The 25326-nt window shown below is 29.6% G+C and carries 27 protein-coding genes; 16 read left to right on the forward strand and 11 right to left on the reverse strand.

Annotated features, from left to right (window positions below):
• Positions 1–21: 21 nt before the first annotated feature.
• Positions 22–1446: a catalase gene (locus tag E2O22_RS05500; RefSeq protein WP_133319592.1), complete on the reverse strand. Its 1425-nt coding sequence runs from the start codon at positions 1444–1446 to the stop codon at positions 22–24.
• Positions 1447–1664: 218 nt separating this feature from the next.
• Between E2O22_RS05500 and E2O22_RS05505 the strand changes: the two genes are divergently transcribed.
• From E2O22_RS05505 to acpS, 3 genes are all read left to right on the forward strand, one after another.
• Complete coding sequence (locus E2O22_RS05505; protein ID WP_133319593.1) at positions 1665–2303, forward strand: helix-turn-helix transcriptional regulator; 639 nt, start codon at positions 1665–1667, stop codon at positions 2301–2303.
• 65 nt (positions 2304–2368) lie between these two features.
• Positions 2369–2914, forward strand: a complete 546-nt coding sequence (gene fliL, locus E2O22_RS05510) for a flagellar basal body-associated protein FliL (RefSeq protein ID WP_133319594.1) — start codon at positions 2369–2371, stop codon at positions 2912–2914.
• On the forward strand, positions 2914–3270 hold the full coding sequence (gene acpS, locus E2O22_RS05515) for a holo-ACP synthase (RefSeq protein ID WP_133319595.1): 357 nt from the start codon (positions 2914–2916) through the stop codon (positions 3268–3270). Before fliL ends, acpS begins: the two co-directional genes overlap by 1 nt.
• Before the next feature lie 8 nt (positions 3271–3278).
• Here the strand turns inward: acpS and fabG are convergent, their stop codons facing one another.
• Together fabG and gpmI are read right to left on the reverse strand one after the other, a co-directional pair.
• Entirely contained in the window at positions 3279–4022 is a 744-nt protein-coding gene (gene fabG, locus E2O22_RS05520; RefSeq protein WP_133319596.1) for a 3-oxoacyl-ACP reductase FabG, read from the reverse strand.
• 14 nt (positions 4023–4036) lie between these two features.
• On the reverse strand, positions 4037–5515 hold the full coding sequence (gene gpmI, locus E2O22_RS05525; RefSeq protein ID WP_133319597.1) for a 2,3-bisphosphoglycerate-independent phosphoglycerate mutase: 1479 nt from the start codon (positions 5513–5515) through the stop codon (positions 4037–4039).
• Between the two features lie 78 nt (positions 5516–5593).
• Between gpmI and mraY the strand changes: the two genes are divergently transcribed.
• Together mraY and murD are read left to right on the forward strand one after the other, a co-directional pair.
• Entirely contained in the window at positions 5594–6652 is a 1059-nt protein-coding gene (gene mraY, locus E2O22_RS05530) for a phospho-N-acetylmuramoyl-pentapeptide-transferase (protein WP_133319598.1), read from the forward strand.
• On the forward strand, positions 6652–7851 hold the full coding sequence (gene murD, locus E2O22_RS05535) for a UDP-N-acetylmuramoyl-L-alanine--D-glutamate ligase (RefSeq protein ID WP_133319599.1): 1200 nt from the start codon (positions 6652–6654) through the stop codon (positions 7849–7851). The genes mraY and murD overlap by 1 nt, the downstream gene beginning before the upstream one ends.
• On the opposite strand, the gene E2O22_RS05540 is transcribed toward murD, so the two are convergent.
• Positions 7843–8706, reverse strand: coding sequence for a LysR family transcriptional regulator (locus tag E2O22_RS05540; protein ID WP_133319600.1), 864 nt, complete (start codon positions 8704–8706; stop codon positions 7843–7845). The genes murD and E2O22_RS05540 overlap by 9 nt on opposite strands.
• A gap of 106 nt (positions 8707–8812) precedes the next feature.
• On the opposite strand from E2O22_RS05540, the gene E2O22_RS05545 reads away from it, so the two are divergent.
• Complete coding sequence (locus E2O22_RS05545) at positions 8813–9850, forward strand: YeiH family protein (RefSeq protein WP_133319601.1); 1038 nt, start codon at positions 8813–8815, stop codon at positions 9848–9850.
• Positions 9851–9907: 57 nt separating this feature from the next.
• Here the strand turns inward: E2O22_RS05545 and E2O22_RS05550 are convergent, their stop codons facing one another.
• Positions 9908–10744 (reverse strand): universal stress protein, encoded by an 837-nt coding sequence (locus E2O22_RS05550; RefSeq protein WP_133319602.1) that lies wholly within the window; start codon positions 10742–10744, stop codon positions 9908–9910.
• 19 nt (positions 10745–10763) lie between these two features.
• Positions 10764–11864: a peptide chain release factor 2 gene (gene prfB, locus E2O22_RS05555; protein ID WP_133319603.1), complete on the reverse strand. Its 1101-nt coding sequence runs from the start codon at positions 11862–11864 to the stop codon at positions 10764–10766.
• Positions 11865–11940: 76 nt separating this feature from the next.
• Here prfB and rimO point away from each other — a divergent pair, with 76 nt between their 5' ends.
• Both rimO and tilS read left to right on the forward strand, forming a co-directional pair.
• Positions 11941–13257, forward strand: a complete 1317-nt coding sequence (gene rimO / locus E2O22_RS05560; RefSeq protein ID WP_133319604.1) for a 30S ribosomal protein S12 methylthiotransferase RimO — start codon at positions 11941–11943, stop codon at positions 13255–13257.
• Positions 13247–14209 carry a tRNA lysidine(34) synthetase TilS gene (gene tilS, locus E2O22_RS05565; RefSeq protein WP_165955274.1) on the forward strand — a complete coding sequence of 321 codons (963 nt, stop codon included), beginning with the start codon at positions 13247–13249 and terminating at the stop codon, positions 14207–14209. Before rimO ends, tilS begins: the two co-directional genes overlap by 11 nt.
• On the opposite strand, the gene E2O22_RS05570 is transcribed toward tilS, so the two are convergent.
• The 3 genes from E2O22_RS05570 to E2O22_RS05580 all read right to left on the reverse strand — a co-directional run bounded on the left by E2O22_RS05570 (position 14190) and on the right by E2O22_RS05580 (position 17021).
• Positions 14190–15557 carry a phosphomannomutase/phosphoglucomutase gene (locus tag E2O22_RS05570; protein WP_133319606.1) on the reverse strand — a complete coding sequence of 456 codons (1368 nt, stop codon included), beginning with the start codon at positions 15555–15557 and terminating at the stop codon, positions 14190–14192. The two genes, tilS and E2O22_RS05570, sit on opposite strands and share 20 nt — an antisense overlap.
• Position 15558: 1 nt before the next feature.
• Positions 15559–16557: a nucleotidyl cyclase domain-containing protein gene (locus E2O22_RS05575; RefSeq protein WP_133319607.1), complete on the reverse strand. Its 999-nt coding sequence runs from the start codon at positions 16555–16557 to the stop codon at positions 15559–15561.
• 254 nt (positions 16558–16811) lie between these two features.
• Positions 16812–17021: a hypothetical protein gene (locus E2O22_RS05580; protein ID WP_039662706.1), complete on the reverse strand. Its 210-nt coding sequence runs from the start codon at positions 17019–17021 to the stop codon at positions 16812–16814.
• 168 nt (positions 17022–17189) lie between these two features.
• On the opposite strand from E2O22_RS05580, the gene E2O22_RS05585 reads away from it, so the two are divergent.
• The 5 genes from E2O22_RS05585 to E2O22_RS05605 all read left to right on the forward strand — a co-directional run bounded on the left by E2O22_RS05585 (position 17190) and on the right by E2O22_RS05605 (position 20520).
• Positions 17190–17663 carry a hypothetical protein gene (locus E2O22_RS05585; RefSeq protein WP_133319608.1) on the forward strand — a complete coding sequence of 158 codons (474 nt, stop codon included), beginning with the start codon at positions 17190–17192 and terminating at the stop codon, positions 17661–17663.
• A gap of 3 nt (positions 17664–17666) precedes the next feature.
• Positions 17667–18146: a hypothetical protein gene (locus E2O22_RS05590; RefSeq protein WP_133319609.1), complete on the forward strand. Its 480-nt coding sequence runs from the start codon at positions 17667–17669 to the stop codon at positions 18144–18146.
• Between the two features lie 87 nt (positions 18147–18233).
• Complete coding sequence (locus E2O22_RS05595; protein WP_133319610.1) at positions 18234–19808, forward strand: ABC-F family ATP-binding cassette domain-containing protein; 1575 nt, start codon at positions 18234–18236, stop codon at positions 19806–19808.
• Entirely contained in the window at positions 19805–20137 is a 333-nt protein-coding gene (locus E2O22_RS05600) for a hypothetical protein (protein WP_039617462.1), read from the forward strand. Before E2O22_RS05595 ends, E2O22_RS05600 begins: the two co-directional genes overlap by 4 nt.
• Positions 20138–20187: 50 nt before the next feature.
• Positions 20188–20520 (forward strand): hypothetical protein, encoded by a 333-nt coding sequence (locus E2O22_RS05605; protein WP_133319611.1) that lies wholly within the window; start codon positions 20188–20190, stop codon positions 20518–20520.
• A gap of 19 nt (positions 20521–20539) precedes the next feature.
• Here the strand turns inward: E2O22_RS05605 and E2O22_RS05610 are convergent, their stop codons facing one another.
• The gene (locus E2O22_RS05610) at positions 20540–21121 is read right to left on the reverse strand and encodes an IMPACT family protein (protein ID WP_133319612.1); all 582 of its coding nucleotides are present in this window, start codon (positions 21119–21121) and stop codon (positions 20540–20542) included.
• Between the two features lie 74 nt (positions 21122–21195).
• Between E2O22_RS05610 and galU the strand changes: the two genes are divergently transcribed.
• The 3 genes from galU (at position 21196) to E2O22_RS05625 (ending at position 23824) form a co-directional block, all read left to right on the forward strand.
• Positions 21196–22026, forward strand: a complete 831-nt coding sequence (gene galU, locus E2O22_RS05615) for a UTP--glucose-1-phosphate uridylyltransferase GalU (protein ID WP_133319613.1) — start codon at positions 21196–21198, stop codon at positions 22024–22026.
• Complete coding sequence (locus E2O22_RS05620; RefSeq protein ID WP_133319690.1) at positions 22016–23239, forward strand: glucose-6-phosphate isomerase; 1224 nt, start codon at positions 22016–22018, stop codon at positions 23237–23239. The genes galU and E2O22_RS05620 overlap by 11 nt, the downstream gene beginning before the upstream one ends.
• Positions 23240–23368: 129 nt before the next feature.
• Entirely contained in the window at positions 23369–23824 is a 456-nt protein-coding gene (locus E2O22_RS05625) for a Dps family protein (protein ID WP_133319614.1), read from the forward strand.
• Positions 23825–24161: 337 nt separating this feature from the next.
• Here the strand turns inward: E2O22_RS05625 and E2O22_RS05630 are convergent, their stop codons facing one another.
• Positions 24162–25325 carry a tetrahydrodipicolinate N-succinyltransferase N-terminal domain-containing protein gene (locus tag E2O22_RS05630; RefSeq protein ID WP_133319615.1) on the reverse strand — a complete coding sequence of 388 codons (1164 nt, stop codon included), beginning with the start codon at positions 25323–25325 and terminating at the stop codon, positions 24162–24164.
• Position 25326 lies beyond the last annotated feature (1 nt).

Consider the following 25326-nt stretch of genomic DNA (forward strand, 5'->3'; position numbering starts at 1 on the left):
TTTTAAAGTGGCAAGTAAAAATTACATTTTCAAAGCTTTTTTAACGCCATTTGCATATTCACTTGAAATTTTTTCAAAATGACTTAATGCTCTAGCAATAATTTTTTCATCAACCCCACTCATAGAAGCAGCGATATTTTTAAATAATTGCTCTTTTTGATCTTGATTCATTATATCAAACAAGGCTCTTGGTTGGGTGTAAAAATCATTATCAAGTGGAGCATATCTTTGCGCATTACCTTCAAGTGCTAAGTCAGGCTCTAGGTAATTTTTATCTTCTTTTGGACTATCATCATAACTATTTGGTTCATAATAAGCAAGACCATTTTTATAAGTGTCAAAATTCATAGCACCTGCTACATTATAAGTATTTACTTCACTTTTTGCACGATTAACTGGTAATAAATGATAATTTGTCCCTATGCGGTATCTGTGTGCGTCAGGATAAGAAAAAATTCTAGCTTGCAGCATTTTATCAGGACTAAAACTAATACCAGGAACAATATTGCTTGGACTAAATGCAGCTTGTTCTACTTCATTAAAGTAATTTTGTACATTTTTATTAAGTACTAATTCGCCTACTTCAATTAAAGGCACAATACTATGTGGCCAAACTTTAGTTAAATCAAAAGGATTAAAACCTAATTTTTCTGCTTCATCTTCTTTTAAAGCTTGAATTTGGAAAGTCCATTTTGGAAAATCTCCTTTTTCAATGGCTTCATATAAATCTCTTTGATGACTTTCTCTATCATTTGCTATTAAATTTGCCGCTTCTTCGTTGGTTAAATTTTTAATACCTTGCCTTGTTTTAAAATGAAATTTCACCCAAAATCTTTCGTTTTTATCATTAATCAAACTATAAGTGTGACTTCCAAAACCATGCATATGACGATAGCTTGCAGGAATACCTCTATCACTCATTAAAATAGTAACTTGATGTAAGCTTTCAGGACAAAGACTCCAAAAATCCCATGCAGCATTATTGCTTCTTAAATGATTTCTTGGATCTCTTTTTTGAGTGTGGATAAAATCAGGAAATTTATATGCATCTCTTATAAAAAATGTCGGAGTATTATTACCTACTAAATCCCAATTTCCTTCTTTAGTATAAAATTTAATAGCAAAACCTCTTACATCTCTTTCTGCATCAGCTGCACCTGCTTCGCCTGCAACGGTTGAAAATCTTATAAATAAAGGTGTATTTTCTCCAAGCTGTAAAACTTTTGCCTTGGTGTATTGAGAAATATCTTTAGTGATTTTAAGCTCCCCATAAGCACCGCTCCCTTTTGCATGAACAGTTCTTTCTGGAATTCTTTCTCTATTTTGATGGGCAAGTTTTTCTAACAAAATATAATCTTGCATTAAAAGTGGACCCTTAGCACCTGCGCTTAATGAATTTTGATTATCGGCTATGATATTTCCGAAATCATTGGTTAGTTTTTTCATCTTTTCTCCTTTTTATAAATAATAATTTTTATTATTTGATAAATTATATCCCTATATTATTAAAATAAAATTAAACAATAAAAATTATTATTTTTGAAAAAATAATCTTTTTTTAAGCATAATTATTTTTATTTTGTATTAAAATTGTTGAAAAATAAGAATAAGTACTCTTATTTTAAATATTTTTACTACAAAATTAATAAAACAAGGAGAGTTTAATGGATAAAGAAACAAGAACTTACTATATTAAATTAGTGAAATTTCTTGCTGATGCTTTGGGAAGAAATTATGAAATAGTTTTGCATGATGTAAGTGAAGATGGTACTAATATAGCAGAAATAGCTAATAATCATATTAGCAAAAGAACTATAAATTCACCTCTAACAGGCTTTGCTATTGAAATGATTAAAAACAAAATCTATTTAGAGCGTGATTATATAACACATTATAAAACTTCAGCTAAAAGCTCACAAGTAATGTCAGGCTCTACTTTTTTTATTAAAAAAGATGAAAAACTTGAAGGTTTGCTTTGTATTAATCATGATACTTCAGCATTTAAAAAAATCTCTGATGAAATTTTAAATCTTGGAAATATTTATGATAATTCTTATGAAAGTCCTGAACAAGAAAATAAAGAATACATAAAACTTGATTTAGAAGAAATCGTTGAAGATATTACGGGGATAGATATTGAAAGTTTTAAAAATAAAAGTTTAAAACCAAAGGAAAAACAAAAAATGATAGCTAGCTTATATGAAAAAGGCATATTTAATGTAAAAGGTGTTATTCCTAAAGTTGCGGAGCTTTTAAATATTTCAGAACCTAGTGTTTATAGACATTTACAAAAGATTAAATAATCATAATTTAAAAAAAATATAATTTTTGATACAATAACATTTTAAAATTTTATAAAAGGAAAAATATGGCTGATGATATGATGGATGAACAAGGTGAATCAAAGAAAAAAGGCGGGAATACTTTAGTAATCATTATCGTTGTATTTTTATTTGTATTTTTACTTGTTATTGTAGGAGCAATTGCTTATCTAATGTTTAGTGGTGGCTCTGAAGAAAATCCTACCCCGCAAACTGAAGAAAGCGCACAAGTTGCACAAGCTCCTAAAAAAACAAATGCAGTAGCAGCTAGAGGGAGTGATTATGCAAATATTGGCGTGATGTATCCTTTAGCACCTTTTACGCTAAATTTATTAAGTGATGGTGGATCAAGATATGTAAAATGTACCATTCAACTTGAACAAAATGTTGAAACCTTAACTCCTGAACTTGATAAAAAAGTTGCTATTATTAGAGATATTATCATTAGAACTTTAACATCAAAAACCTTTGAAGAAGTAAGCACTACAAAGGGTAAAGAAAGATTAAAAGATGAATTAACCGGTAAGATCAATGAAGTTTTAACTGATGGTTTTATCAAAAATATTTATTTTACCGACTTTGTAGTATCTTAATGATAGGCTGTGACATAGTCGTATGCTCTCGCATAGAAAAAATTTATGAAAGACATAAAATGCTTTTCTTGGATAAATTTTTGTCCAAGAAAGAGCAAAGTTATATAAAAAATACCAACACTCTAGCCGGATTTTGGGCTATTAAAGAAGCTGCCTCTAAGGCTTTGGGGGTTGGAATTTCTAAAGAATGTTCTTTTTTTGACATCATCATCTCTAAGGATGATAAAAATGCTCCACACATTAGTTTTTCTCAAAAAGTCATGCAAGAATTCAAAATTAAATCAGCAAGTGTAAGCGTAGCGCATGATGGGGGTTTTGCTATAGCAGTAGTAGCTATAGAAACTAAGCAAGGTTAAAACCTTGCTTACATATAAAGCCCGCCATTGACTTTTAAAATTTCTCCTGTGATATAAGAAGAATGATCACTTAATAAAAACGCCACAGCTTGAGCTACCTCGCTTGTATCTGCAAAACGCTTTAAAGGGATATTGTTAATATAATTTTGTTTAATCTCATCACTTAAAACTTCAGTCATATCACTTTTTATAAAACCTGGAGTAATACAGTTATATCTTATATTTCTTGCTGCGCCTTCTTTAGCAAAAGATTTTGTTAGAGCTATCATACCGCCTTTACTAGCACTATAATTAGTTTGGCCTGCATTTCCCATTTCTCCAACTATAGAAGCGATATTTACAACCGCACCAAAACGCTTTTTACTCATAGTTTTTAATGCCTCTCTACAACCTAAAAAACTTGAATTTAGATTAGCATTAATCACTGAAGAAAAATCATCCATACTCATTCTAAGTGCTAATTTATCATTAGTAATACCTGCATTATTAACTAAATAACTAAGCTCACCATCACTTTCTACTATAGTTGCAATAGCGCTTGTAAATTCTTCTTCAACACTTGCATCAAATTTAATCACAGCCGCACAACCACCACTTTTTTCTATCTCTTCTTTTAGTGCATCAGCAAGTTCAGGCTTACTTCTATAATTAATCCAAACTTTTAAGCCATAACTTGCTAATTCTTTGGCTATTGCTGCACCTATACCTTTACTTGCACCTGTTATTAAAACATTTTTTCCACTAAATTTCATTGTTCTCCTTTAAATTAAAATAAAGCCTCATCCATTTCTTTTGGGATAGATAAGTTTAAAATTTTAAGCACACTTGGTGCTATATTACTAAGCCCCATGCCTTCTTTAAGCTTTTCTAATCCTTTAGCTTCGACAAAAGCAAAAACATCAAAGGTTGTGTGATTAGTGAGCATATTTTCTTTTTCATCCCTCATCGCTTCACAGTTTCCATGATCTGAAGTAATAATAAAAGCATAATCATGCTCTCTTGCTTTAGCAATAACCCTACCCAAACACTCATCTACACATTCAACCGCACTAATCGCAGCTTCAAAATCACCCGTATGTCCTACCATATCACCATTTGCAAAATTTACTACGATAAAATCCATACCACTTTCTATACCCTTAAGCACCTCATCTGTGACTTCTTTAGCACTCATTTGAGGTTTTTCATCGTATGTTTTTACTTTAGGACTTGGAATTAAAATTCTTGTTTCATTGCATTCTAATTCTTCTTTTCCCCCATTAAAGAAAAAGGTTACATGAGCGTATTTTTCTGTTTCAGCTGTGTGAAGTTGGCTTAAATTTGCATTAGCTATCACAGAAGCTAAAGTATTATTTAACTCTTCTTTTTCAAACATCACAGGTAGTTTAAAACTCTCATCATACAAACTCATAGTAATAGCATTTTTTATAAGCACTTCTTTTGGAAATTCATTAAAACTTTCTTGGGTTAAAGAAGCGACTAATTGACGCATTCTATCATTTCTAAAATTGATAAAAATCACACCATCTTCAGCCTTAATTCCATCAAAGTTTTGACTAATAACTGGGGTTAAAAACTCATCCGTGATATTTTTATCATAGCTTTTTTGTATAAATTGCACAAAATCATCACACTTTGGTGCCTTAGCAAATAAAGCATCATAATAAGACTTAATCCTATCATAGCGCTTATCTCTATCCATAGCATAAAATCTTCCCGATAAAGAAGCAAAATTAACCCCTTCTTTTTCGCAAAATTCCTGTAAAGATTTTATAAATTCTAAACCTGAATTTGGAGGACAATCTCTACCATCACTAATTGCATGCGCAAAAACTTCTTTATTTTCTTGCTTACAAATTTTTAAAAGTGTATTAAAATGTGTATGCATAGAATGCACCCCACCATCACTATAAAGCCCTATAATATGCACTCTTTTGCATTTTTGCAATAAATCTTTTAAAGCCTTATTATCTTTTAAAGTATCATTTTCTATGGCTTTATTTATCTTGACTAAATTTTGATAGATTATGCGTCCGCTACCTATACACATATGCCCTACTTCGCTATTACCCATTTGACCTTCAGGTAGGCCAACTGCCAAGCCACTTGTTTTTATCAAAACATTAGGGGTATTTTCAAAAAGCTTATCATAAGTTGGCTTTTTAGCATGAAAAAAAGCATTATAGTTTGAATTTGTATTATGTCCTATACCATCTGTGATTATCAAAATACATTTTTGACTCATTTTTTACTCTTTTTTATAATTTATTTATGTGATTTTACTAAAATTATGCTTTTAAAAAACAAATACAAGGTTAAAATTTTGCTTTATCTTACAGAATATACAAATTATATGTTTTTTTCTTATATTAGCGTGCGTGCTGGTTTTGCATTTTTTATTGCTTTATTTTTGAGTTTGTATTTAATGCCAAAATTTATCAAATGGGCTCAAAATAAAAAAGCAAATCAACCTATTTATGAATACGCTCCACAATCACACCAAGCTAAATCTCATACCCCTACTATGGGTGGGCTTGTTTTTATCTTTGCTACTATCATAGCAAGTGTTTTAAGTGCTGATTTAAATAATAGTTTTGTAATCGTTGGATTATTATGTTTAGTACTATTTTGTACTATAGGCTTAGTTGATGATTTGGGGAAAATTTTAAAAAAAGACAATCACGCAGGATTAAGCCCAAAAATGAAACTACTAGGGCAATTTAGCGCTGCTTTTATCTGTGTTGGATTATTATATTTATTTGATATAAATACTGAATTTTATTTACCTTTTTACAAACATGCTATTTTTGATGGTGGTATGTTTATGTTGTTTTTATGGATTTTAGTTATTGTATCAAGCTCTAATGCTGTAAATTTAACCGATGGGCTTGATGGTCTTGCAACCGTGCCTTCTATATTTTCTCTTTTAAGTCTTGGTGCTTTTTTGTATTTAAGTGGAAATGCTATTTATAGTTCTTATTTATTCTTACCTAAAATTCAAGGTCTAGGAGAACTTGTGGTAATAAGTGCGGCTTTAGTTGGTGCGCTTATGGGATTTTTGTGGTATAACTGCTATCCTGCACAAGTTTTTATGGGAGATAGTGGGAGTTTAAGCATAGGGGCGTTTTTAGGCTATCTTGGTATAGTAAGTAAAAATGAAATTTTGCTTTTGCTTATAGGTTTTGTATTTGTTTTAGAAACTATTTCAGTGATTTTACAAGTAGGAAGTTTTAAAATCTTTAATAAAAGAGTATTTAAAATGGCACCTATTCATCATCATTTTGAAAAAATAGGTTGGGTGGAAAATAAAATCATCGTGCGTTTTTGGATGATAGCCTTACTTGCAAATATCATTGCATTAATTAGTATAAAGTTAAGATAATGAAAATTTCACTTTTTGGATACGGAAAAACAACTAAAGCTTTTGCGCAGCGTTTTGGAAATTGCGATATTTATGATGATCATTTTGCAAGTATAAGTAAAGATGAATTTAACAATACACTTTTACCGCCTTGTGAATTTGATCCTTTAAAAAGTGACTTAGAAATTCCAAGTCCTGGCTTTCCAAATGATCATTTTCTCATACAGCAAGCAAAAAATTTAAGCAGTGAGTATGATTTTTTTTATGATGGCATGCCAAAAAGTGTTTGGATAAGCGGAACAAATGGCAAAACCACCACCACCCAAATGACACATCATCTTTTAAAACATATCAATGCACAAATGGGAGCAAACATAGGAACTCCTTTAGCACAAATGGATATTAGTGCTAAATTATGGATTTTAGAAAGCTCATCTTTTTCGCTTTTTTACACCAAAGTAGCTAAACCTGAAATTTATGCACTTTTACCTATCACACCTGATCATCTTTCTTGGCACAAAAGCTTTGAAAATTATGAGCGAGCAAAGCTTAGTGTGCTTGAAAGAATGAATGAAAATGATGTGGTAATTTTACCTAAAAAATACGAGGCTTATCCAACTCATGCTTATGTTATAAGCTATGAAGATGAGCAAGATTTAGCTAAAAAAATGCAAATTGATTTAGAAAAAATTCATTTTAAAACCCCATTTTTGCTTGATGCTCTTATTGCCTTAAGTATAGAAAAAATCATACTAGATCGTTGCTCTTATGAGCTTTTAAACGAGTTTAAGATAGAAAAAAACAAACTTGAAGAAATATTTGATCATAAAAATAGACTTTGGGTAAATGATACTAAAGCAACTAATCTTGATGCTAGTTTAGCTGCTCTTAAACGCTATAAGGATAAAAAAATTCATCTTATCATAGGTGGGGATGACAAGGGAGTGGATTTAAGCGCTTTATTTGTTTTTATGAAAGAGCTTGATATAGAGCTTTATGCCATAGGAAAAAGCACCAATAAAATACTTGATTATGCTAAAAATGTTAATTTAAAAGCACATTTTTGTGAGTTTTTACCTAAAGCGGTAGAAAAAATCAATCAAAACTTAACTAATGATGAAGTAGCCCTACTAAGCCCTGCTTGTGCAAGCTTAGATCAGTTTAAGTCTTATGAAGAAAGAGGAGATCTTTTTAAAAAATGTATTCAAGAATTAAGCTAAATCTTTTTGAATGCAAAATTTTAAAAACTCACATAAATTTATAAATTTATTGCTTGGTTCTTTATTTTTATGATAAATCAAGCAAAGCTCTCTTGAAATTTTAAAATTTTTTAATCTTACTTCAAATAAACTTTTAGCTTCGAGCTCTTCTTTAACACTAAATTTAGGTAAAACTGCTAAAAATTTACCTTTTTTAGTCAACTCTTTTATCATAGCAGTTGAGTTTAACTCATAAACCAAATTAAGCTTTACATCTTTAGGCAAAGCATTTAAAAACACTTCTTTTGCACCTGAACCTTGCTCACGACTTAGCCATTTAAAATCCTTTAATTCATCTATGAAAAATTCTTTTTTGAAGTCATTTTTACTCACCACAATAAGCTCATCATCACAAATTTTAATCTTTTTTATATCCTTATCTTTGCAAATCCCTTCAATCAAACCTATATCGATTTCTTTATCTAAAATATCTTTGATAATATTTTGACTATTATCCAAAGACAAATTTAATTTGATATTTTCTGCCTTTTGATCCAAAAAAGTTCCTAGTAAATAAGTACCTACATTTTGACTAACTTTCATACTTATTTCATAGCTTTGATCATCTTGCATTGCTTTTTCTATGCGTTCAAATTCTAAAATCAAAGGAGTGATTTGTTTTAAAAACACTTTTCCTTTTTCATTTAAACTTAAAAATTTAGCATTTCTATCAAAAAGCTTGGTGTTTAAACTTTTTTCAAGTTCAAATATAGCTAAAGACAAAGCAGATTGAGTTATATTTAATTCTTTAGCACAAGCTCTTAAATTTAAATTTCTACACAAGGCTTGAAAATATTTTATTTGTTTAAAAGTCATAAGCACTCTTTTGATAAATATTTTTAATCATTATATCAAATAAAATTAATTTTACTTATCACAAAAAAATCATTAAGATTACAAAAAACAAAAAAAGGAAAAATTCATGCATAAAAATATATATAAACATAGAAAATTTGAAGCTTTTTTACTGCTTTTTACTCTTGCTTTTTGTGCTTTTGCTATTTCTGAGCTTAATTTTTTTAAAAATCTTGGAATTTCAGCTTTAATCATAGCCGTGATTTTAGGAGCTTTAATAGGAAATTTAGCTCATCAAAATGCAAATTTACTTAAAAAATCAGGAGTTTTAAACATAGCAACAAAAGAAATTTTGAGACTTGGAATTATACTTTATGGCTTTAGAATTACTTTTAATGATTTAGAAAAAGTTGGATTAAATGGAATTTTATTAGCATTTTTAGTGGTGTTTTCTACCTTTTTTATGGGACTTTTGTTAGGAAAATTCTTCAAACTTGATCTTAAAGAAAGCATACTTATAAGTAGTGGCTCAAGCATTTGTGGAGCAGCTGCTGTGATGGCTAGTGAAAGCATTGTTAAAGGTGGCTCTGCTAAAGTTGGCGTAGCAGTTTGCACTGTGGTTGTGTTTGGAACTTTAGGGATGTTTTTATATCCTTTGGCTTGGAATTTAGGTTGGTTTGATTTTTTTAATTTAAAGCAAATAGGGTATTTCATGGGAGCAAGCTTGCATGAAGTTGCACATGCTGTTGCAGCAGGTGAAGCTGTAAAAGCAGGAGATGGTGCTGTCATAGAAAAAATGATGCGTGTTTTAATGCTAGTGCCTTTTTTGATTTTCTTAAGTCTTTTTTCATTGAAATTTCTAAGTAAAAATAATGAAAAAATCTCCATTAAAGCAAATATTCCTTATTTTGCTTTGTGGTTTTTATTTGCATGCGGTATTAGCTCACTTGAAATATTAAATACAGATTTTGCGCTTAACTATATAAAACCAAGCATACAAACTATAGACACACTTTTGCTTTCTATGGCTATGGTAGCTTTAGGAGTAAATATCCATAAAAATGTTTTAAAAAATGCAGGTTTTAAACCATTTTTAATGGCATTTTTTCTTTTTATATGGTTAATCTTTATATCAATTAGTTTTATTTTATTATTAAATTTATAAATACATGAAAATTCTTCATGTATTTATTTTATAATCTTTAATCAAAATAAATTAATGTTAGCGAATCAGCAATAAAGGTTTTTTAGCCTTAGTTAAAATATCATTTGTCAAACTACCAAATAAAATACTTTTTACCCAGTGATGTGAGTAAGCCCCCATGATCAATAAATCTATATCATTTTGCTCACCAAAATCAAATAAAGCTTGAGTAATCTCTCCATTTAAATATTGAGTTTGCACATTTAAATTTGCTTCTTTAAAAATTTGACTTACTTGAGCTAATAATTCACAAGAAGCTTTTTCATCTTTAGATACATTTACTACATAACGCTTTGCTTCTTTAAAAATAGGTCTTTTAATGGCTTGTTCTATAGCCTTTTTAGCTAAATTACTCCCATCATAAGCCATCATTACACTTTTAATCTCTTTAAAAGCAGAATTTACAAGCAAAATAGGCACATTTAAAGCTCTTACTAATTCTTCTGTATGAATGCCTATTTTATTTTTCTTACCTCCGCCTTTTAAACCTGCTATGGCTAACCTTATTTGATCATTGTATTCTTTTAAAACCTCTTCTAAATCTCCATCTCTTTGCACACTAAAGCATTCTTTTACGCCTTGTTCTTTTGCGTAAGCACAAAATTCTTCTAAAATTCTTTGCCCTTTTTTGCAAAGATTTTCATTTTTTTGACTTTGCTCTTCTACTAAATCTTCAATCACACATCCACTAGCGCCTATGCCAAAACTACAAGCTAATTCAGCATTAGTAAAATTTGGTTCTATAGTATATAAAAACATTAAAGGCAAATCTAGCTTTTTAGCTAAATACACCCCATAATGCAAACTTTCCCTACAAGGCTCTAAAACATCTACACAAACTAGAATTTTTTCCATTTAATATCCTTTTGTAGTATCAATCTTGCGCTTTTTGCGCTATTAAAACACCTTCTATGATTTTTTTAATATCTCCATCTAAGATATTATCAACCTGTGAAAAAGCTTCATTTGAGCGTGTATCTTTAACTTGTTGATAAGGAAAAAGTACATAAGAACGGATTTGATGACCCCAACCTATCTCACTTTTTTCGCTTGAATTTGCTTCATCTTGTTGTTTCATAAGCTCAAGCTCATAAAGGCGTGATTTTAACATTTTAAAGGCTGTGGCTTTGTTTTTGTGTTGGCTTCTATCGTTTTGACATTGCACTACTATACCACTTGGCATATGAGTTATGCGCACTGCTGATTCAGTTTTATTAACATGCTGTCCACCCGCTCCGCTTGCTCTATAATAATCAATCCTTATATCTTTTTCTTCAATTTCTATTTCAATATCATCATCAAGTTCAGGTGAAACCATCACACTAGAAAAACTCGTATGGCGACGCCCTGCACTATCAAATGGAGAAGTTCTTACTAAACGATGAATGCCATTTTCAGCTTTTAAATACCCATAAGCATTTTCACCTTTTACTAAAAAGCTAACATCTTTAAGCCCTGCTTCTTCGCCTTCTTGAAAGTCAAGTGTTTCCACTTTAAAACCTTCTCTTTCACAAAATCTCAAATACATCCTATAAAGCATGCTAGCCCAGTCATTACTCTCCGTTCCACCTGCTCCTGGGTGAATAGAAACTATGGCATTTTTACCATCATTTTCTCCACTTAAAAGCATAGAAATTTCAAGATTTACAATAAGATCTTCTAGCTTGTTTGCATCTTCAAATAAAGCTTCTATAGTATCTAAGTCATTTTCACTATTAGCAAGATCAAAAAGCTCGCTTGCATCATTTAAAGCATTATTTGCATTTTCATAATTTTTAAGTAAATTTGAAATTTTAGTTTTTTCTTTACCTATAACGCCTGCTTGTTTTACATCACTCCAAAAAGAAGGGGAATTTTCTAAATTTTCTATTTCTTTTAATCTTGTTTTTATCTCTTCAGGCTTAATAATAGAAGCGATATTTCCAACTTTGTTTTTTAATTTTTTTAAAAGTTCGCTGTATTCGTAATTATCCATAAAAATTTTCTTTCTAATTTTGATATAATTTAATCTTATAATTTTAGCAAAAAATAAAACATTTAAAGTGAGAAATATGCCAAAACTTTTTTTAATGTCTTTAGGTTGTAATAAAAATTTAGTTGATAGTGAAATCATGCTTGGAAGATTAAGTAATTATGAAATTTGTGATGAGCCAAGCTTAGCTGATGTTTTGATTGTAAATACCTGTGGTTTTATAGATAGTGCTAAAAAAGAAAGCATAAATGCGATTTTAGACTTACACGAGCAAAGAAAAAAGGACTCGTTGCTGGTTGTAACAGGATGTTTAATGCAGCGCTACCGCGAAGAATTAATGAAAGAACTACCTGAAGTTGATCTTTTTACCGGTGTGGGAGATTATGAAAAAATTGATGAAATGATACTTAAAAAAACTAATCTATTTTCAAATTCTACTTACTTGCAAGATAAAAATACTAATCGTGTGATCACAGGATCAAACTATCATGCTTTTATCAAAATAGCTGAAGGGTGCAATCAAAAATGTTCATTTTGCGCTATACCAAGTTTTAAAGGCAAACTTAAATCAAGAAGCTTAGAAAGTATTATAAATGAAGTAAAAGAACTTGTTAAAAAAGGCTATAAAGACTTTTCTTTTATTGCTCAAGATACAAGCTCGTATTTGTTTGATCAAGGTCAAAAAGATGGACTTTTAAAGCTTATTGAAGCTATAGAAAATATCCAAGGTGTAAAGGCTGCTAGAATTTTATATCTATATCCAACAAGCATTAGTAAAGAAGTGATAGAAAAAATCATTCAGTCAAAAGTTTTTGTAAATTATTTTGATATGCCTTTACAACACATCAGTGATAATATGCTTAAAATCATGAAACGCGGAGCTAACAAAGCTAAATTAATCGAGCTTTTAAATTTAATGAAACAAGCTCCAAATTCATTTTTACGCACAGGTTTTATAGTAGGACATCCTAGAGAAAGTGATGAGGACTTTGAAGAATTATGCACTTTTATAAAAGAATTTGGTTTTGATAGAATTAGTGTTTTTGCTTATTCTAAAGAAGAAGATACCGCAGCTTTTGAAATGGAACAAATTCCTAGTAAAATCATCAATGCAAGATTAAAAGTGATAGAAAAAATTGTTGATGATTGCATAGAAAAAAGCTTTAATCAACAAGTTGGCAAAAAAACCTTAGCATTTTGTGAAGGTCAAAGCTCTGAAGGAGAATTTTTCATCGGTGCAAAAGATTTGCGTTGGGATAGAAATATTGATGGAGAAATTCTCATCAATGAAAGTGATTGTGGAAATTTGGAAATGGGCGAGCTTTATGAGTGTGAAATCACACAGAGCTTAGATAAAAAACTCATTGCAAAAGCCTTAAGAAAGTTTGATGATTGATAGCAAATATTTAAATCATTTAAAGCAAGGGAAAAATCTTTTAGCATTTTCTCATGGGAGTGATTCTAGCGCTTTATTTTTCATGCTTTTAGAAAAAAATATAGATTTTGATCTTGCTTTTATAAACTACAAAACTCGCAAAAATAGCGATAAAGAAGAGCAAAGTGCTAAAGAATTAGCCAAGCATTTTCATAAAAAAATTTACATCAAAACCGCACCCAAGATAACAAAAAATTTCGAAGCTTGTGCAAGAACTTTGCGTTATGAGTTTTTTGAAGAACTTTGCAAAAATCACTCTTATGATAATCTTTTACTAGCTCATCATTTAAATGATAAACTAGAATGGTTTTTAATGCAATTTTCCAAAGGCGCAGGACTTAGAGAATTACTTGGTTTTAAAGATATTGAAAAAAGAAAATATTTTACTATCATAAGACCCTTGCTTGAAATTCCAAAAGAAGAAATTTCAAACTACCTAAAAGATAACAATATCGCTTATTTTCATGATGAGAGTAATGATGATGAAAAATATTTTAGAAATTTCATACGCAAAAATTTTGCCAATGAGTTTTTAAAGCTTTATCCAAATGGAGTAAAAAAGAGCTTTAAATACCTAGAAAAAGACTTAAAAGAAGAAAATATTTGTGAATTTAAAAATATTTATATTACTCATAAAGATGAAAGTTTAATCGCAAAATGCTTTAAAAAACTTGGAATACTTTTAAGTGCTAAACAAAGACAAGAAGCTTTAAAAGGCGATGGAGTAATTTCGCATAAAATAGGCATTGTTTACATACAAGAAAAAGTTTTGATTTTTCCTTTTGTAAGTTGTGAGAAAATGCCAAAAGAATTTAAAGAAATTTATAGAAAAGCAAAAATCCCTAAACTCTTAAGAGCATATTTATACACAAAAAATATTGATGTAAAAGAACTTATGCAAGCTCTTTTATGATTTCTTCAAAAAGTTCTTTTACTCTTGTTTCTAAAAAGTCTTTAAATTCAGCACTTGTAGCTTCAGCACGCATGATAAGATATGGACTTGTATTAGAAGCACGCAAAAGCGCCCAGCCTTCTTTAAAGGTAATTCTAACTCCGTCAATTTCATTACAATCAAGCACATTTTCAAAAGCATTTGCTTTTACTTTTTCTTTAAATTTTTCTATGATTTGAAATTTATTTTCCTCACTAACCTTAAGCTTGATCTCTTCACTTGCATAAAGTTTTGGTAATTCTTTAACTAATTTTTCTATATCAAAACCATTTACCAAAAGCTCTAAGGTTCTTAAAAATGCATAAATTCCATCATCATAACCAAAATATCTATCTTTAAAGAAAATATGCCCGCTAAGCTCTGCTGCTATGTCTATATTTTGCTCTTTCATCATTTTTTTAATATTAGAATGCCCAGTCTTACCCATCATGATAAAACCAAATTTAGCTACCTCATCAAAAAGGTTTTTAGAGCATTTTACTTCACCTAAAACTCTAGGATTTTTTATATTTTTAGCAAACAAATAGCAAAGCTCATCGCCCTTAAATACATAGTCTTTACTTGCTACTACTAAACGATCCCCATCTCCGTCAAAAGCAAAGCCCATTTTTGCATTTTCATTTTCTTTTAGCGCAACTTGCAATGCGTGTAAATTTTCAAGCTCTGTTGGATCGGGCGCGTGATTTGGGAAATTTCCATCAGGATTTTCAAATAAAATTCGTGCATTAAGATTTAATTTTTCCACCAAAGGCTTTATAATCACTCCAGTAGCTCCATTTGCACAATCAATAATGATTTTTTCTTTATAGCCCTTAAGATGTGAAAAATGTTTAACTAAAAAGTCTATATATAAGCTTTTAATATCATAATTTTCATATCTTAAATCATCATTGATTTCAAGTTCTAAATACTCTTGCACTTTTAAAGAAAGCTTTTTCAAATCAGCGCCAAAAAAACTTTCTTTGTTAATCGTTATTTTAAAGCCATTGTATTCTTTTGGATTATGCGAACCTGTTATCATGATGTTTGCATCAAAAATATCATCAAAAAATAGACTAAAATACCCCATAGGAGTTGGTGCTAAGCCTATATTGAAAACTTGCATATTAGCTTTATTTAAACCGCTGATTAAATAGTTAAAAAGTTCATTTGCACTATATCTTGCATCATAGCCTACGCTTACTTTCTCACAACCCCTTGATTTCATTTCTAAACCCAAAGCATAGCCTATAGCTTTTACACTTTTTTCATTTAACTCACTTGGGTAAAGCCCTCTTATATCATACTCTCTAAAAATCAAATCTAACATTTTAATCCTTTTGTCTTCTAAGTTCTAATTTTGCTTGTTTTAAACTTTCTTCTATGTTTTCATTTTTGCTTGATAAACAAAGTTTAATTTCTAACTTTACATTTTGTTCTTTAAATTCAAAACAATATTTTTGCATAAAATTTTCAAGCATTTGAAGCTTGCTTTGTACAAAGGCTATATTTTCATTTTCAAATACAATAATAAAATAATCCTTATCATCTTTAAAAACCCTAGCATGTAAAGCTTTTTTTAAAATCCTAGCAAATTCATGCATTATAAACTCGCCCATTTTTGAGTCTTTTTGATGATAGATTTCATTGATATTTTTTACTTCAATCAAGGCTAAATGAAAATTTTCAAGTCCTTGGGCATATCTTCTTAAGGCCTTTAAATTTGGCAAATTGGTTAAAGTGTCAAAAAAGGCTATTTTATAAGCTTTATACACTAAAAATCCTATCAACACCAAAGAAGCAAATTCATAATAACCCAAATCAACACTATTGTAAAATAAAAATTGCACGCTCAAGCCCATATAAGCAAGTAAAAAATGAAAATCATTATTTTTAAAATATGAAAATAATAAAAATATCATTCCTACCCAAAACACACAAAAGCTTAACTCACTAATAGGCTTAAAAAATTGCGTTGAAAGGCCAAAAATTTCACTTGTAATGCTTGCATTAAAATTAGTACTTGTGCTAAGTATTAACGCTACAAAACCCATAAAGGCTAAATACGCAAATTTAATAAAATTAATTCTTTCAAAAACAAGCTTACTATCTTGCAAAAACACAAAAAGCACAAAAGAAAAAGGTAAAAATACCGAGATAAACAAATGCGCTTGATATTCACTTGCCACTAAAGATAAAGCCCTAGCACATAAAATCAACAAAAGCAAGAAAAAAATCTTATTTTGCTTAAAAAAATAAGCTAAAAATAAAGCTAAAAATTCCAAAACAAAACTAAAAGAAGGTAAAAAAGATAATAAAACTAAACTCAATCAAATAACCTTAATTTAAAAATAATTTTAAAAATTATACAACAATTTTGAATTATTTTTTTAATACATATTATAAGTAAAATAAAAAATAGAAATTAAAATAAATATGCCTGAAATATGCTTAGTAAAAAATAATGTAATTTATCTTAGATAGTTAAATTTCAAAGCAACAAATGATAACACGAAAAAACTTTTAAAATAAAACTTTATGAAATTAAAAAGCTAATAAATATATTAAAATCATTAAATTGTTTTTATTTAAATTTTGCAATTTCATCTTGTATGGTTTGATTTATCTCAAGTAGCTCTTCATAATTTTTTTTATTTTTTTCCAAAAGTTCATCAAATTTAAAGCCAAGCATAACGATGCGATATAAATTAGGTTTGTATTTTCTCCAATTATACAAAGTGCTAACATCAATATCTAATTCATATGCCATATCGCGTTTGCTCTTTTTTGCCATAAGCTACCCTAAATTTTTAAATACTTATGGGCTGATTTTACATTAAAAATTCTTTATTAAAAACAATTGAAATATTCTATGTTTTATTTAATTAATATTGATTATTTCAATATTAATTAAGCTAAATTGTGGAATAATTTAATATCATTTTTTAAAAAGGAGTTTTTTGTGGATAAAGTGGATTCGATAGCAAACATTGCGTGGGCTATTGGTGGTGATTATGAATTAGATTTAATTGAACAAAAGCTTGGAAAATTTTCTAGCGAACAATTAAAGCAATTTGATAGTAGGATAGATAAACTAAATTTAAAAGAAGCACCAAAATTACGATTTTTAACATTTTTTTTCGGTGCTTTTGGAATTGCTAGATTTATGACTGGGCGAAAAGTTGCAGGTTGGATAAGAATATTTCTTTTGGTTGCTATACTTATTCTTCCACGGATTGTGTTTAATGGACTCCAAAGTGAATTCGCAGGGATTGCATTTGTATTTGGAGGTGCAATTTTAATCGGTTTAAAAATCTTAATTATAATTTTATGGATTTGGGATATTACAAGAGCTGATGATTTGGCTTATAGTTATAATTTTTATCAAATTATGGATTTGATACAAAATATAGAAAATGAAGATAAACAAGAATAAATAATGATGAATTTTAACGCGTTAATTACACTTCAAGGTGCAGCTAACACAGGAAAAACTGCAAGCATTTCTCGTGCATTTTTACGTACCTTAGAAAAGAAGCCTTTGATAAGATATTTTAAATATTATGAAAAAGGAGATTTTATAGCCATAGTAGAATTTAAAGATCAATATGTGTCTTTTTGCTCAGCTGGTGATGATTTGGAACTTGTAAATAAATTTGAGCTCTTAAATAAGGAAGCTTTGGAGCAAGGTGTAAAGTGCTTCGATGTTTTTATAGTTGCATATCGCACAAGGGGTAAAACTTGTGAAATTATAAAACAATACTTAGAGCAAAATACTCAAGCGAGAGTTAAAGAGTTTAAAAGCCTAATTAAGAGTGAGTTTTATGAGGAAAATGGGAAATTTTTACAGACAAAAATGGAGAAATATGTAGAGCAGTGTTCTGAAGAGCTTTACAAAACGATTAAATCTTTTCTTTAGTATGATATTTTAGGTTTGACTTGATTCAAGCCCTTCTTCATTCAAAAGTTTTTCGCTACAATATCTAGAAAATTCTTAAGGAAAATTATGGTAGAAATAAAAAATCTCACTATGCGTTTTGCAAATCAACTTTTATTTGAAGATGTAAATTTAAAATTAAACCGTGGTGAAAGATATGGACTTATAGGTGCAAATGGCGCAGGAAAATCAACCTTTTTAAAAATTCTCTCAGGTGAAATAGAATCAAGCAGTGGAGAAATTTGCATAGATCCAAATTTAAAAATCGCAGTGTTAGGACAAGATCAATTTGCTTTTGAAAACTACACTATCAAAGATGCGGTAATGTGTGCAAATAAAAGATTATATGATGCACTAAAAGAAAAAGAAAAACTTTATATGAGTGAAGAATTTACCGATGAAATCAATGATAGATTAAGCGAGCTTGAAATCATAACAGCAGAAGAAGATCCAAACTATGATTGCGAACTTAGATGTGAAAAAATTCTTAGCTCTTTAAATATTAAAGATTTTAATGCTCTCATGAGTACTTTACAAAGTGCGGATAAATTTAAAGTTTTATTAGCTCAAGTATTATTTTTAGGTGCTGATGTATTATTTTTAGATGAACCTACAAACAACCTTGACTTAGAAGCTATTTCTTGGCTTGAAAATGAACTTTTAAGACATGAGGGAACTTTAGTAGTAATTAGCCATGATAGACATTTTCTAAATAAAGTTTGTACAAGAATTTTAGATGTGGATTTTAAACAAATACGCGATTTTGCTGGAAATTATGATGATTGGTATATGGCTTCAACCTTGCTTGCTAAACAAGCTGAACTCAAACGCGATAAAACCTTAAAAGAAAGAGAAGAATTAGAAAATTTCATACGCCGTTTTAGTGCTAATGCTTCAAAAGCCAAACAAGCTACAAGTAGAGCTAAAGCTTTAGAAAAACTTGAGCTTGAAGAGATTAAAACTTCAAGTAGGCGTGATCCTAGTATAGTTTTTAGAACAAATAGAGAAATAGGAAATGAAGTTTTAGAATTAAAAGGTATTAGCAAAGCTTATGATAAAACTTTATTTGAGAATTTAGAATTAAAATTAGAAAAAGGTGATAAAATAGCCTTAATCGGAGCAAATGGTGTTGGAAAAAGCACTTTAGCTAAAATCATTGCATCAAAATTAGAACCTGATAGTGGCCACATCCACCTTGGTGCTACCATAGAAATGGGATATTTTTCACAAGATACGACAAATTTAATCAATGAAAATTTGAAACTTTATGAATGGTTAATGAGTGAAAAATTCAAAGATTTAGATGAAATTCGCAAATGTCTTGGTAGAATGCTCTTTAGCGGAAGTGATCAAGAAAAAATGGCTTCTAGCTTAAGTGGAGGTGAAAAACACCGCTTAATGCTTTCAAGATTAATGTTAGAACGCGGAAATTTCTTGCTTTTAGATGAACCGGATAATCATTTAGATCTTGAAAGTATCATTGCATTAGGTGAAGCCTTGTATAATTTCAAAGGTTGTGTGATATGCATAAGCCACGATAGAGAGCTAATTAGTGCTTTTGCTAATCGTATATGGTTTTTAGAAGATGGGAAATTAACAGACTTTAAAGGAAATTATGACGAATTTTTAGGAGGTTTAGAATGAATTCGTTTAAGATAAAATATGCAGCTGGTTTTGGACATTTTACTCAAAATCACAGAGGTTTTGGCCCAACTATTTATGTAGAAGAAAGTATTGATTTTCAAAGTGAAAAAGATTATTTTGACTATGTTGAATTTTATGAAAAATTCAGCAAAGAAGATGATACTTATTTTCACATTTCATTTTTAGAAGATCGCCCTTTAACTTCTCAAGAATTAGAAAGTAGAAATGCTTATAGAAAACTAAGAGATGAGCGCTGTAATAAAGCTAGAGAAGAGTTTATCAAAAACAATGAAATAGAAGCTGAATACTACCCAACTCATGGTGATTAAGGAATGATTTTTGCTTGTTTTTTCCTTGTAATATTTTGAAAGGAGAAAACATGCAAGTTAACCATGATAATTTATCGGTTAAAGAGTATGGATATGGTCAAAGTAGTGCCTATAAAAGCACTCAAGGAGCTAATGAAGACTTTATGTCTTTACTTAGTCAAAACAATAGCGAAAATTTAAACGAGCAAAGTATAAAACTTGATGAGCTTTTTTCAAAAGCCATGAGTCAAGATCAATTTAGCACAGGAATTTTTAGCTCAAATATGTCAAATATTTACAATTATCGTTTTAGAGGACAAAACGAAACTCCTATGCAAGTTAATATAGAAGAAAAACAAGAGCCACAAAAAGATATGGTAAAAGATCTTTTAAATTCTTTATGAAAATGAAGTAAGCAAACGCTTACTTCCAAATAAGTCCACTAAATTCAAACTCTTTTGCAAATTTTTTAAATTCCTCTTCTTCTTTTGCATTAACACTTAAAATCAATTCAACATTTTCTTGAAATTTTTTTTCATAAGAAATGTTATTTTTATTTAAAAAATGCTCAAATCTTGCATAAAGATAAAAAGGAATGTTTAAACTTAAAATATTTTTAGCTTCAAATTCTAAAAGCATTGCATTTAAAATAGCTTCATTTGTAGCTTCACTATAAGCTCTTACAAGACCACCTGTACCAAGTTTAATCCCTCCAAAATAACGCACCACAATCACCGCACAATTAACAAGCAAAGCCCCTCTTAATACATTCAAACAAGGCATAGCAGAAGTTCCTTTTGGCTCACCATCATCGCTTTTATCTTCTATGATTTGATCAAATTCATTTAAATACCTATAAGCATATACAAAATGCACGGCTTTTAAATGCTCATTTCTTAGCTTTTGCATTAAAGTTTGAAAATCTTCAAAAGGACATAAAAAAGACAAAAAAGTTGATTTTTTGATTTCTATTTTTGCTTGATAAATTTGATCAATAGTTTTCATTTTTTCCTTAAATTAGTTATAATATTTAAATAAAATTATAATCAAAACAACTTATAAAAATTTAAGGATAAACTATGCTTCAAACTTGTATTTTTCCTGCAGCAGGTTATGGTACTAGATTTTTACCTGCTACAAAAACCCTACCTAAAGAAATGCTACCTATACTAACTAAGCCTTTAATTCATTATGGTGTGGATGAGGCTTTAGAAGCTGGTATGGAAACCATGGGCTTTGTTACAGGGCGTGGAAAAAGGGCTTTGGAGGATTATTTTGATATTTCTTATGAACTTGAACACCAAATCGCAGGTACTAAAAAAGAATATCTTTTAAGTGAAATAAGAACACTCATAGATCGCTGCACTTTTACTTTTACAAGACAAAATGAAATGAAAGGCTTAGGAGATGCGGTTTTAAAAGCAAAGCCTTTAGTGCAAGATGAAGCTTTTGGAGTTATTTTAGCAGATGATTTATGTGTAAATGAAGATGGGATAAATGTCTTAGCTCAAATGGTAAAAATTTATGAAAAATACCGCTGCTCTGTTATAGCTGTGATGGAAGTTGAAGCTGATCAAGTTTCAAACTATGGGGTTATAGCAGGAAATGCTGTGGAAGAGGATTTGATCATGGTAAATTCTATGGTAGAAAAACCTGATCCAAAAGATGCTCCAAGCAACTTAGCTATCATAGGAAGATACATTCTAACGCCTGATATTTTTGGTATTTTAGAAAATACTAAAGCAGGTAAAAACGGAGAAATTCAACTAACTGATGCATTACTTTCACAAGCAACTAATAATATGGTTTTAGCTTATAAATTTAAAGGAAAAAGGTTTGATTGTGGAAGCGTAGAAGGCTTTGTTGAGGCGACAAATTATTTTTATGAGAAAAGTAAAAATGCTAAATAATACTTTATTTTTTAAAACCCAAGATTTTAAAAAAATTACCGCTTATGCAAATAGAATGAATGATGAGTTAGAAAGTGGCGATATAGGGTATTATCACTTAGTAGATACAAGCTTTGATTTAATCAAAGAAAGTAAAGAATTTATCGCAACTAAAACTCATATAGAAAATATCGTTTTAGTGGGCATGGGTGGATCAAGTTGTGGGGTTAAAGCTTTAAAAGAGCTTTTATTTGATCAAGTAGAAGAAAAAAAACTTTTCATCATAGATAATACTTCCTCACATACTTTTACCCAAACTATGCAAAAAATAAATCCCAAAAAAACACTTTTCATCATAGCAAGCAAATCAGGTACAACTATAGAAGTGATTTCTTTATTTAAACTCATCATTGCTCATTTTGATTTTAAAAATGAAAATTTACACAAAAATTTTGTGTTTATTACTGATTTTGAGTCAAAACTTCACAAACTAGGAGAAGAATTAAACATAAAATGCTTTTTTATACCTAAAAATGTCGGTGGTAGATTTAGTGTTTTATCTGCTATTGGTATTGTTCCTTTGAGCTTTTGTGGCTATGATACTAAAGCCTTATTAGAAGGTGCAAAAGCTTGTTATGTGGATTTTTTTGAGAAAAAATGTGATCAAATTTTGCAAAAGGCTTATCATTACTGCACACATAAAAGTGCACATATTAATGTGCTTTTTTCTTATGGAGATGCTTTTAAAGGTTTTAATGAATGGTATATTCAACTAATTGCTGAAAGTCTAGGTAAAAAACAAGGCTTTAAACGCATAGGTTTAACTCCTATTGCTTTAATTGGTGCTAGAGATCAGCATAGCTTTTTACAACTTATCATGGATGGACCCAAAGATAAAACTGTTACTTTTTTAAAAATCAAAGATAGTCAAAAATCTCCTAGTATCCCGAATATAAGCTTTAATCATTTACAAAATTGTGATTTTACTAATGAAGTTAATTTACATAATCTTTTAAACGCGCAATGCGATGCAACCATGCATGCATTAATTGCTGAAAATTTAAGTGTTGATGTAATAGAACTTGAGAAATTAGATGCTTATCACTGTGGGTATTTGATGTATTATTATGAGTTATTTACTTCTGCATGTGGCATTATGCTTGGAATTAACACTTATGATCAACCTGGCGTAGAGGTAGGAAAATTAATACTCAAAAATATATTAAGTAAATAAATTTGCTTTATTGTAAAAAAAGAGTATAATGAAAATATAATAATTATTAACATTAAAATTTATTAGATAATAATTATTATTATTTAAGAATTTTATGTTATAATTTTAAAAATAAAAAAAGGAGATAACATGTCAGTAACAAAACAATTATTACAATTACAAGCAGATGCTCATCATTTATGGGTTAAATTTCATAATTATCATTGGAATGTAAAAGGTTTACAGTTTTTTTCAATTCATGAATATACAGAAAAAGCTTATGAAGAAATGGCAGAACTTTTTGATGATTGCGCCGAAAGAGTTTTACAACTTGGAGAAAAAGCTATTACTTGCCAAAAAGTTTTAATGGAAAATGCAAAAAGCCCAAAACTAGAAAATGGTAAAGATTGCTTTACTCCTGTAGAAGTTTTAGAATTTATTAGAGAAGATTATAAATATCTTTTAGCTGAATTTAAAAAATTAAATGAAGAAGCTGAAAAAGCAAGCGATACTACAACTGCAGCATTTGCTCAAGAAAATATCGCAAAATATGAAAAAGTTCTTTGGATGCTTAATTCAACTATCCAAAATACTTGCTCTATGTAAGAATTTATAATGTTTTTTGACTTGCAAAGCTTTATTGCTTTAAGTCAAAAAACAAATTTAACTTCCCAAGAGAAACTACTCTTATAAAATTCCAAGTTCGCTTAAGTACTATTTAATAATTATAGTTTATAGCAACTCAATGTATTTTTAAACAAAAATATATCATTGAAAAATGATCATCACAAAATATTATTTAGATAAGTATTCAGCCCAAGCTTTTATGTAGGAATTTTCACTAAAAAAGCTAAATACTAAAAATCATTTTTACAATATCTATAGTTTAATTTAAAATCTACAACATGAGTTTTAAAATTCTTAACCCATAAGGGCTAAGAATTTAATGTAGATCTTCATTAAGTTTTACAGCTTTTTTATTTAAAGCTGCTATCATCACTCCACTTTGAGAGTCTTGTCTAAAATGCAAGCCATTTAGCCCTGCTAATTCTAAACCTTTGTATATATCTTTGTCAAATTTAAAATCAGGATTGATTTTTTGAAGTTCTTCTTTATTTTTTAAAGCAAATTTAGTCCCTTCTAAAACAGCAATGCCTGCATCAACGATACAATTATCCCCTAAAGGAATTCCCGTAACCGAATTTGCACCCAAAAGACAAGCTTTACCAATGCTAATAGCATTACCACTTGTACCACTTAAAACACCAAGTATAGAAGCACCGCCTCCTACATCGCTACCTTCGCCCACAACAGCTGATGAACTAATACGCCCTTCTACCATACAAGCTCCAGTTGTACCTGCATTAAAATTCACATAAGCAGCCCCTGGCATTATAGTAGTACCTGCAGCTAAAACCGCCCCCATTCTTACTTTAGAACTTTCTAAAATTCTAGTATTATCCTCAGGAATAACATGAGCTAAAAATCTTGGAAATTTATCTACATAATCAATCCTTGGATACCTTCCACTCATTTTTAAATCAATCTCATTTTCTCTTAAAAAGTCCAAATCAATAGGCTTATTATCACTCCATGCAACATTTGGTAAAATCCCAAAAGCACCTGTTAAATTTAAACTCCTCAAAGGTACTTTTTTATTTGAAAGTAAGTAAAGTTTTAAATACACACTTTCTAAGCTTTTTGGTGCTTCATCTTCAAAAATACAAACAAAAGAAAAAGCATTTTCTCTAAAATTTTCCTTTGCTGCTTTGATTGCTTCTATATTTTTATGACCTTGCTCTTGTAAAAATGGCGCAAAGCATTCAAGTGCAAAGTCCAAATCCTCTTTAATCAAAGTAGCCACAAACTCACTTTCATTAAAATCAACATCAACCCCTCTTCTAAAAAAAGCTTCAAACATAACAGCTGCAGCAGCATAATTTTGCTCAAAATTAATCACACCAAAATTAGCTTGAAGTTTTTTATTAGGATCAACTTGACTTAGATCAAGTCTTGCTATAGCAAAAGCTTTAGGCTTTTTATAATTAATCCTTTGTTCGATTTGCTTGATTAAATTTAAAAATTCTTCTTTACTTTCTATTGGCATA

Origin of the sequence: Campylobacter lari, from assembly GCF_004357905.1 — a bacterium.
GTDB classification, from domain to species: Bacteria; Campylobacterota; Campylobacteria; order Campylobacterales; family Campylobacteraceae; genus Campylobacter_D; species Campylobacter_D lari_D.